This is a genomic window from Nitrosopumilus sp. b3 (genome assembly GCF_014078525.1).
Taxonomy (GTDB): Archaea; Thermoproteota; Nitrososphaeria; order Nitrososphaerales; family Nitrosopumilaceae; genus Nitrosopumilus.
In genome coordinates, this window is record NZ_MU078699.1 from 24677 (window position 1) to 34047 (window position 9371).

Annotated in this window: 12 protein-coding genes; 6 read left to right on the plus strand and 6 right to left on the minus strand. The window is 33.6% G+C overall.

Going from position 1 to position 9371, the window contains the following annotated elements; translation table 11 throughout:
* The first annotated feature begins 12 nt into the window (after nucleotides 1-12).
* The 5 genes from C6990_RS10815 to C6990_RS10835 all read left to right on the plus strand — a co-directional run bounded on the left by C6990_RS10815 (nucleotide 13) and on the right by C6990_RS10835 (nucleotide 3542).
* A complete protein-coding gene (locus tag C6990_RS10815) occupies nucleotides 13-1557 on the plus strand; it encodes a pyridoxal-phosphate dependent enzyme (RefSeq protein ID WP_182131302.1) in 1545 nt (514 codons plus the stop codon).
* A gap of 3 nt (nucleotides 1558-1560) precedes the next feature.
* On the plus strand, nucleotides 1561-2016 hold the full coding sequence (locus C6990_RS10820) for an ASCH domain-containing protein (RefSeq protein ID WP_182131304.1): 456 nt from the start codon (nucleotides 1561-1563) through the stop codon (nucleotides 2014-2016).
* 64 nt (nucleotides 2017-2080) lie between these two features.
* Nucleotides 2081-2644 carry a TATA-box-binding protein gene (locus tag C6990_RS10825; RefSeq protein ID WP_182131307.1) on the plus strand — a complete coding sequence of 188 codons (564 nt, stop codon included), beginning with the start codon at nucleotides 2081-2083 and terminating at the stop codon, nucleotides 2642-2644.
* 27 nt (nucleotides 2645-2671) lie between these two features.
* On the plus strand, nucleotides 2672-2893 hold the full coding sequence (locus C6990_RS10830; RefSeq protein ID WP_182131309.1) for a hypothetical protein: 222 nt from the start codon (nucleotides 2672-2674) through the stop codon (nucleotides 2891-2893).
* Between the two features lie 61 nt (nucleotides 2894-2954).
* Nucleotides 2955-3542, plus strand: coding sequence for a hypothetical protein (locus C6990_RS10835; protein WP_182131311.1), 588 nt, complete (start codon nucleotides 2955-2957; stop codon nucleotides 3540-3542).
* On the opposite strand, the gene C6990_RS10840 is transcribed toward C6990_RS10835, so the two are convergent.
* Both C6990_RS10840 and C6990_RS10845 read right to left on the minus strand, forming a co-directional pair.
* The gene (locus tag C6990_RS10840; RefSeq protein WP_182131313.1) at nucleotides 3532-4230 is read right to left on the minus strand and encodes a hypothetical protein; all 699 of its coding nucleotides are present in this window, start codon (nucleotides 4228-4230) and stop codon (nucleotides 3532-3534) included. The genes C6990_RS10835 and C6990_RS10840 overlap by 11 nt on opposite strands.
* Nucleotides 4231-4332: 102 nt before the next feature.
* On the minus strand, nucleotides 4333-4509 hold the full coding sequence (locus C6990_RS10845; protein WP_182131315.1) for a hypothetical protein: 177 nt from the start codon (nucleotides 4507-4509) through the stop codon (nucleotides 4333-4335).
* A 125-nt stretch (nucleotides 4510-4634) separates the two neighbouring features.
* On the opposite strand from C6990_RS10845, the gene C6990_RS10850 reads away from it, so the two are divergent.
* Nucleotides 4635-4976, plus strand: a complete 342-nt coding sequence (locus C6990_RS10850) for a P-II family nitrogen regulator (protein ID WP_182131317.1) — start codon at nucleotides 4635-4637, stop codon at nucleotides 4974-4976.
* A 152-nt stretch (nucleotides 4977-5128) separates the two neighbouring features.
* Here C6990_RS10850 and C6990_RS10855 read toward each other — a convergent pair whose 3' ends face one another.
* The 4 genes from C6990_RS10855 to C6990_RS10870 all read right to left on the minus strand — a co-directional run.
* Nucleotides 5129-5368, minus strand: a complete 240-nt coding sequence (locus C6990_RS10855; protein WP_048071573.1) for an Lrp/AsnC family transcriptional regulator — start codon at nucleotides 5366-5368, stop codon at nucleotides 5129-5131.
* 138 nt (nucleotides 5369-5506) lie between these two features.
* On the minus strand, nucleotides 5507-6469 hold the full coding sequence (gene dusB, locus C6990_RS10860; RefSeq protein WP_182131319.1) for a tRNA dihydrouridine synthase DusB: 963 nt from the start codon (nucleotides 6467-6469) through the stop codon (nucleotides 5507-5509).
* A 54-nt stretch (nucleotides 6470-6523) separates the two neighbouring features.
* On the minus strand, nucleotides 6524-8695 hold the full coding sequence (locus C6990_RS10865; protein ID WP_182131321.1) for a thrombospondin type 3 repeat-containing protein: 2172 nt from the start codon (nucleotides 8693-8695) through the stop codon (nucleotides 6524-6526).
* A gap of 84 nt (nucleotides 8696-8779) precedes the next feature.
* The coding region (locus C6990_RS10870) for a thrombospondin type 3 repeat-containing protein (protein WP_182131323.1) at nucleotides 8780-9371 on the minus strand (592 nt) is incomplete at its 5' end.

Below are 9371 nucleotides of genomic sequence, written 5' to 3' on the forward strand. Positions count from 1 at the left end.
GAAGAGATAAAAATGGACACAAATCAGGATATTGATAATAATCTATTACAAAAATTTGAAGAGCAAATTTGGAATAAAATACCTCATCTAGAAGATAATAAAGTGGTAAACCCAACACCATTAATTGATTTAACAGCAGATCTGAAGGAATGCGCTAAAAGTGTTTACAAATTAGATCTTGATGAAAAAGATTTGAAAGTTTATGGAAAGTTTGATTCTACATTACTTAGCGGTTCAATTAAAGTAAGAGCTGCTGCTCATATTATTCATAATGCAATTGTTTCAGGAAAATTAAAAGGGAATCAAACAGTAATTGAAGCTACTTCAGGAAACTTTGGAATTGCACTTGGTCAATTATCTAAAATTGGAGTAAATGTTGTTGCTCTAGTATCTAGAAAATTACAAGAAGGTGTGTTTAAAGAATTAAGAGATGGAAACATCCGAATAATGGATTTGGATATGGATATTTGTCCAGCACCAGGAATGGAAAATAAAGCTGATGAATTAGCTGCAAAAGCTACTGCAGGGAATATTCGTTCACAGTTATCAGAGCTTGGATTTAATCCTGAAATTTTTGACATTAATATTCAAGAGATTGAAAAATTATTGTCTAAACAAGACATCATAAATTTAGCAAGACTATTAGCAAAAATTTATGGTTTATTCTGTCCAAAACAATATGATAATGAATTGAATACAGAAATTCATAGAATTGTGACAGGTATAGAGATTGATCAACAATTACAAGAAAATGGAGATTCCTTAGAAGATTATCAAATTGTTTGTTCATTTGGTACTGGAGGAACTTCTGGAGGTTTGAGTCAATATATTGCTGAAAAATATGATAAAAAATCAATACATGTTGTGTTTCCTAGTCCAGGTCAAGATGTGGCAGGAATTAGAACTAAAGCCAAGGCTTCAGGATTAACACTTTACAAACCTGAAACATTTGCTGCAGAACATGAAATAGATTATGAAAAGGCAAAATATCTTTTGAAGTTCTTTGTTGACAAAGGTCACAATATTGGAGAAAGTACAGCACTTGCATTGTTTTCTGTTATAGAGATGGCAGGTTCAGGAAATCACAGTAAATTTGTAGTGATAGTAGCTGATGGTATTGAAAAATATAAAAAGAATTTTGAACAAATATCAAAAAATCAAATTCCAATTACAATTTCCTTACAAGATGCAGCATCAATTGCAGATGATTATGATAGAATTATTTGGGTTCATACTCAGTATACTCCAAAAGAAGAAGGTATTGAAATGATTGCAAGATCATTAGGAGTTGATAAAACAAAAATCTCCATACCAAAAGCAAGAACTATCAATGATTTATTATCAACACAACAAATTCCAGAAGAGCTTAATAACGAACTAAATGGGACAAAGGGGAAATCCTTGTTAGTTTGTATGGCTGGAAATACCTCACTTATGACTGCACAAGTTTTGGCTAGTAAAGGAATTATCACTCAAAGTCTAACTGGCGGAATTACAAATTTGCCTGAAGGGAGAGGTAAAAATCCGGGGCAATTCATCAAAGCAGCTACTGAATAAAATTTGAAATGTCTTTCAGTTTCACAACCATTTGCTAATTTAATAATTTCAGGAAAAAAAACTATAGAATTACGAAAATGGAACACTAATTTTCGCGGGGATTTTTTTATTCATGCACCAATTAAAATCAGGACGGAGGATTGCAAGAGATTAAAAATGAATATGAAATTTGTTACTGGAGCAATTATTGGAAAAGCTGAGATTTATGATGTTAAAAAATATAGTTCAATAAAAGAAGTAAAAATGGATCAAAAATTTCATTTAGCGTCAAAAAATTTTCATGATAGAGTTTTTGGATTTAAATTAAAAAATGCAAAAGAATTGAGAGTTCCAATTCCATGGAAAGGTCAACTAGGATTTTTTGATGTTAATTTACCAAAAACAAAAATCAAAAATTCAGAAATTGTTTCAGATATAATTGATGAAGAATATCGCTATCAGTGGATAGGACACCATTAGGACTCGTAAAGATCCTAAAAAATATGACTAGTATATATAAAGGCGCTATTTAAAGTCCCTCGTTATGCCTCAAACAAAGCCAATTGTTAGTGTTGAAAACGTTGTTGCTTCAGCATCAGTAGACCAAAAAATTGATCTTAATGATATAACAGAAAAATTTCCAGATACAGAATACCATCCCGAACAATTTCCAGGATTGGTTTTTAGATTAAAAAGTCCCAGAACTGCAACGTTAATTTTCAGAACAGGAAAGATGGTTTGTACTGGCGCGAAATCTGAAGAGATGGCAATTAAAGCTGTAAACACAGTTGTTCAGAAATTAAGGAAAGGGAAAATTAAAATTAAAAAAGATGCAGTGATCACTGTTCAAAATATTGTTGCCGCAATTAATCTTGGTGGAAAAATTCATTTAGAAAAAGCTGCAAGAACTTTACCAAGAAGTATGTATGAACCAGAACAATTCCCCGGACTAATTCACAGAATGTTAGATCCAAAGACAGTGATTTTGTTATTTGCTTCTGGAAAATTAGTTTGTACTGGTGCCAAAAAAGAATCAGATGTATATCGCTCTGTTCATAATTTACACGCCTTATTAGAAGAAAAAAATCTAATGGTTTATGATCAATGATTTTTTCATATTTTAAAAAACAAAAAATTGACAGATGATAAATTCAAAAATGAAAAAGTAAAGTTAACTCCTAAAACTGGGTTTAATTTAGTGGCAATTGATTATTTTGCAGATTCAGGTGAACAGTTGTATCTAGTTGAACATTTTGATATGTATCAAGATGCTCTAAATGCTAAAAAAGACAGAAAGAATCCAGAAGAATATTTTGTCTTGTACATGGGTACAGGAGGAGAATTTTTCTGCAGGTAAATCACAAACTGTACTAATTTTTACAAACTCTCTTATCATTTAGTTTAGAACTTTCAAATTTATGGCCAATGAGACTAGTGATTTAATCGATACATTTTATGAAAAGGACAGTTCAATTAAATCTGAAAACACTTCACAACGAATTATTCGTAAAAGTCCCAAGGCCAAATATCAGATTTTCGATGAGACAGAGTTTACACGTGGAAGAGAGGTTTTAGGAGATCTTATCGTTCATGGCATGATTGCATCAGGCGGAACAGACATTGACTGGCTAATTGAGCACAAAGGAGGTTTTGTAATCTTGGAATTCAAGGGATTTCATAATGATAAAATCAACATTGCTAAAGGTCAAATGATAGCATACGAAAAATTGCATGAGAAATTAAATCAGTCTACAAAATGCTATCTGTATGTTGTAGGATGTGATAATATTGATTTTTCAGATCCAGATTCAACAGTATGGATGTTTGAAATGAGTCAATGGAAATCAGGAGTAATTCCACAAAATACAACCGACATCTACAGTGAAGAATTAAGCAAAAATAACAAATTCATTGTTTATCGGGAATATATGCATGAAGTAAGTGTAGAAAAACTAAGGGATTTAGTTGACTCTCATTGGAAGGAGTTTGAAAAGATTAGACTTTAAATGAAAAAGTTATAGATTTTGTTTCTTTGCCATTGTCTACTTTGATTGTATAAGTGCCAGAGTTTTCCCACCCTTCACCACCAGCAATAGCTAACGTAGAGTATTTTCCGTTATTTTTTATAGACACTTGTTCTGCCCATACTAATTCATTCTTTGAATTTTCAATCGACAAGTTTACAGTTCCAGAAGTATTTGATGTTCCACTAATTGAAATTAAATCTTTTTTGTTATATGATGCTAAATCAGATTGAATGGATAATGTAACTGGTACAGAAGTTTTTGGGGTTTCAACTTTAGTTGGTACATCTAAAGTGCCAGTAAAACTTACTGCAACTGCAATGATTATTACCAAAGCAATACCAACCATTCCCATAATTACTTTGGAGTTTTTTGAATTTGAACGAGATGTTTTTGTTGGCGGTTGTTGAAATGTTTGCATTTTTTGAATAGAAGGAGTTTCAGGAAGTACAACATCAGGAATTGTTGATTTTTTTTCTATTGATGGGTTTTGAATTTTTTCAGGTCTTTTTCCCAGATGTTTTTGGGCAAGTTTTTCAACATAATTTCTTTCATAATTACTAATTACTTCATTGTTTTCACACGCTCTACAAATTTGTTTTAGAATTCTATCATCCCCAAAATCTTTATCTAAAAGTGCCTTGACATCATCAAGCAAAGAATCATTCATGAATATTTCTCTCCTACTGATTATTTATGAATACCTTGTTTAAGATTTCGATCAAGTCCTTCTGAATATATAGAAATTTATAATTTCAATATTTTTTAGAATTTATTGGGAATAGATTTTTTGGGCTTGAATAATTACTGTTCGTATGTAATCCTTGGCAGTAGAATCAGAAACACCCATCTGTTTTGCCCTAAGATAAAGATCATTTTCTCTAGGATTTGTCAAATAGTATTTTAAAAGATGATTTAGTCTATGGGATCTTCTTTCATCACTTTTCATAATCTTACTTTTTTCTAATACTAAAAAGCTCAGTGCATAATGAAATAACCAATTACCTCAATGTATCATAAAATAGGAATAAAAACATATGATCGTTTTTAAACAATACTAAAAAACAAATGAAAATGAAACGAATTGAGGCAACTATTCAAGCAACCAAAATGGGAGCTGTCACTGAGGCAATTAATGACCTTGTGGGGGGATTTACCATTCTGGAAGGAAAAGGCAGAGGTTCTGGAATTCGACAACAAGTCAGATCTGGAAGAGGAACAGGTTCAATAACTAAAGACTACAACTCGGTTGCAACTGTTAGTACAATTGTTGATGACTCAGATGTAGAAAAAATTTCAAACGCAATTGCTGATGCAGCTTTTACAGGAAAAGGTGGAGATGGAATCATCGTTGTAGCAAATGTAGAAAGTGTTTTGAACATAGCATCTAAAAAGAGCGGTACTGAAGCCCTCTAATTATTTTCTTTTATTAAATTCAAATAATTTTATTTAAAATTGCTACTGAGAGGTTAACTACTCCTCTCAGTGTGTTATCCCTTTGGGGGACATGTTTTTTGAAGGGATACATTGTATTGCAATCTAAGTATAAAAGCAAAAGAGGTTGAGACCTATTGTTGGCCTTCAATACCCATCAAGGTCAGAGTAGAACGTATTTTTGGAATTTTTCTAATTTTCCAAGTTATGGTTTCACGCAATGCTTCAACTTGACCTGATTCAACTTTGGCAAGTATATCATATGCACCAAATGTACCATGTACTTCAACTACTCCTTCAATGGATTTTAATTCTGAGATTACTGCTTCTTCAGAACCAAGCTCACAGTTTATGAGAACATATGCTGTTGCCATTACGATTCAGCTCCAATTTTCATACATAAAATGCCATTATGAAATATATAAGATTAGTCCAAATTGTTTAAAAATTCATATTATTTCTCATCATTACATTAACAAATGTAAAGTAAAATAGAATGATTTTATAAATTTCTAAGATACAGAATATGCATCAATCATTATTTTTTCCAATTCAGTAATATTTTTTGAAATGGTAATTTTGGAGCGAAGTTTAGAACCTCTTTTCATGCCTTTAGTAAACCTCATTGCCTGACTCTTAATATTTGCAAATTTGATTTTATATTTTGCAGTTAGATGTAGATAGTCAAAAAAAGAATCCAACCTATCTTTGAAAGAATATTCATGATAAGAGTTTGTTTTAAGATAGTCATTAATTTGTTCAAATAAAAATGGATTTCCCATGGCTCCTCGCCCAATCATCACATAATCACATCCAGTGTAATCTAACATTTCCTTTGCATCTTCAGGAGTAGTGATATCCCCATTTCCAACAATTGGAATTCCAGAAATTTCTTTAAGTTCTTTGATCATTTTCCAATCTGCATTTCCAGAATACCCCTGACTAACAGTTCTAGGATGAAGAGTAATCATTTGAATTCCTTCATCTTCGGCGATTTCAGCAATATCTCGAAAAAGAAATTGACTTGCACTAGTAACTCCAGAACGAATCTTAAGAGTTACAGGTTTTTTTACAGCATTAACAAGAGTACTAAAAATTTGTTGAGTTAGATTAACTTCTTGCAAAAGGGCACCTCCTGCCATTTGTTGAGTAATATGTGGTGCAGGACACCCCATATTGTAATCAATAATATCAAAATATGGTTCTACAATCTTTGCAGCTTTTTCTAATGCTACAAGATCAGAACCAAATAGTTGAACAGATAGAGGACGTTCTTCTTCAGAAAATTCAATGAACTTTTGAATTGTTTGCATATTTTCTTTGAGTTGTTTTTCTTTTGCTATTATGCTATGAATGTTAGTAAATTCAGTTACAACAAGTCCAGCTCCCATTTGCTTGCATTGTAATCTTAATGCGGGATCACTGACTCCCGCCATAGGAGCTAGAAATGCTTTAGTGGAGAATTCAGGAAGCATGAAATTACTTTATTTGATGAATATATTTACCATTTTAAGATATTTGTATTGATTTTAGTAATCAGGGCAGCCATCTGTATCTCTGTCACCATCATAATCCTCAGGATCTAGAGGACAAAGGTCTTCATCATTGATTATATCATCAAGATCATCATCATGGACAAATCTCTGTTGTTCAGGAGCAATATCTGGACAGCCATCATGATCATTGTATTTGTTCCATGTTTCAGGGTCAGTTGGGCATGAATCAATTCCATCATGATATCCATCACCGTCTGAATCTACTCTTGTTGGAGTTGTTGATTGGGCAGCCAAAACATCAGGACATCCATCCCAGTCCAAGTATCCATTAAAGTTCTCCTGCTCATCAATACATGCGTCTTTTCTATCATCTATTCCATCACCATCAGTATCTGGGAAGGCAAACGATGAAACACTTGAACCAGTAGCATCAGGGCAACCGTCCTCATCTTGATAATGGTTGTATGTTTCAGGTTCTAGGGGACATGCATCAGATAAATCAATAATTCCATCTCTATCAGAATCAAGAGTGGAATGATGGTTATCAGGGCAACCGTCTTTGTCTTGGAATCCATTGAAGGTTTCTGGTTGGTTAGGACAAGAATCTATGTTGTCAACAATTCCATCACCATCTGAATCAGCTGTTGGTTTATTATCAGAAATTAAATCAGGGCAACCGTCTGAGTCTTGGAAATGATTGTAAGTTTCTCTAGATTGAGGACATTGATCAATGTTATCAGGTATTCCATCTCTATCAGAATCTCCAAAGGAATCATAAGCTAAAGTATCAGGGCAACCGTCCTCATCTTGAAATTGATTATATCTTTCTCCAATTGTTGGGCATTGATCAAATATGTCAGGTATTCCATCGTAATCAAGATCAGATAATGCAGATTTTGAAAATCCTGGGATATCGGGGCAGCCGTCTTTGTCTAGATAATCATTAAAGTTTTCAGGCTCATCAATACACGAATCCCATCTATCTTCAATTCCATCACCATCAGTATCTGGGAAAATATAGGATGAAACAATAGACGTAGTTGTGTCAGGGCAGCCATCACCATCTTTGAAGAAATTGTACGTTTCAGGTTCTAGTGGACAAGCATCTAAAGTATTTGGAATACCATCCATATCAGAATCAAGAGTAGAGTTTAGGTTATCTGGGCAACCGTCTGAATCCAGAACTCCATTGTAAGTTTCAGGTTGGTTAGGACAATGATCTAAATTGTCAACAATTCCATCACCGTCTGAATCATAGGTAGAAGCACTATCTCCAACAAAGTCAGGACAACCATCAGAGTCTTGGAATTTATTGTAAGTTTCTTTGTTATATGGACAAACATCAAATTGATTTAAAATTCCATCCCCATCTGTATCACCAGAAATGGAATATTCAACTTCGTCAGGACATCCGTCTTCATCTTGAAAGTTATTGAAATTTTCACGATCTAACGGACATGCATCTACAGAGTCAAGAATACTATCATAATCAGAATCAATTAATCCATTAGATGATGCACCAAGTACATCGGAGCAGCCATCCCAGTCTAGATAACCATTATAGTTTTCTGGTTGGTTTAGGCATTGATCCCATCTATCATCTATTCCATCACCGTCAGTATCTGGAAAATTATATACTGAAAACTCATCATCTACAACATCTGGGCAACCGTCTTGATCTAAGTAAAAATTGTAAGTTTCAGATTTCATTGGACACTCATCTAATGAATCAGAAATACCATCTCTATCAGTATCTCTCAAACTAGAAGCATCATCTGGGCAACCGTCTTTATCATCAATTCCATTAAAAGTTTCAGGTTGGTTTGGACAAGAATCCATATAATCTGGATAACCATCATTATCAGAATCAGCTATCACTTTTCCAAAATCAGGAGATAAATCAGGACAGCCATCTTCATCTTGGAATTTGTTGTAAGTTTCTTTTACTGTTGGGCAGCTATCTATATGATCTTGAATGCCATCATAATCAACATCATACCATGGAACAAAATCAGCAGGGCAACCGTCAATATTGTTTCCATACTGTGGATCATAATCTTCTAAAAGATGAGGACAAAAATCAACAGAGTTTGGAACTCCATCACCATCAGTATCAATTTGTTCATTTGCATAAACACCACCAGGTAACATCCCAATCGTAGAAGTTAGTAAAAGTAAAAATCCTAAAATATACTGTTTTTTCATTCTATGACTCCGCTATTATCAAGTATTTATTAAGTCTCGCGTTAAATAGATTCTTTTTAGAAATTAAAAATTGAAGAAAAGATTCTATGGATCTGGGCAACCGTCTTCATCTCTGTCACCATCATAATCCTCTGGATCTTTAGGGCAGAGATCTTCGTCGTTGATTATATCATCAAGATCGTCATCATGAACAAATCTCTGTTGTTCAGGAACAATATCAGGGCAACCATCCCAGTCTAGATACTTGTTCCATGTTTCAGGCTCAGTTGGACAAGAATCAATTACATCTGGGTATCCATCACCGTCAGAATCAGCATAAACAGGTGTTGTTGATTCAGCGCCAGGAACATCTGGGCAACCGTCTTTGTCTAAATAATCATTATAATTTTCAGGCTCATCAATACATGAATCCCATCTATCTTCAATTCCATCACCATCAGAATCTGGGAATTGATATTGGAATGTAGTTGAATCAGCAGTATCTGGGCATCCGTCTAGATCTTGGAATTTATTATAAGTTTCAGGTTGTAATGGACAATCGTCATAGACATCTGGAATTCCATCCATGTCAGAATCTAATGAAGAATTAAGACTGTCAGGACATCCGTCTTTGTCTTGGAATCCATTGTAAGTTTCAGGTTGGTTAGGACAAGAATCTAAGTTGTCAATAATTCCA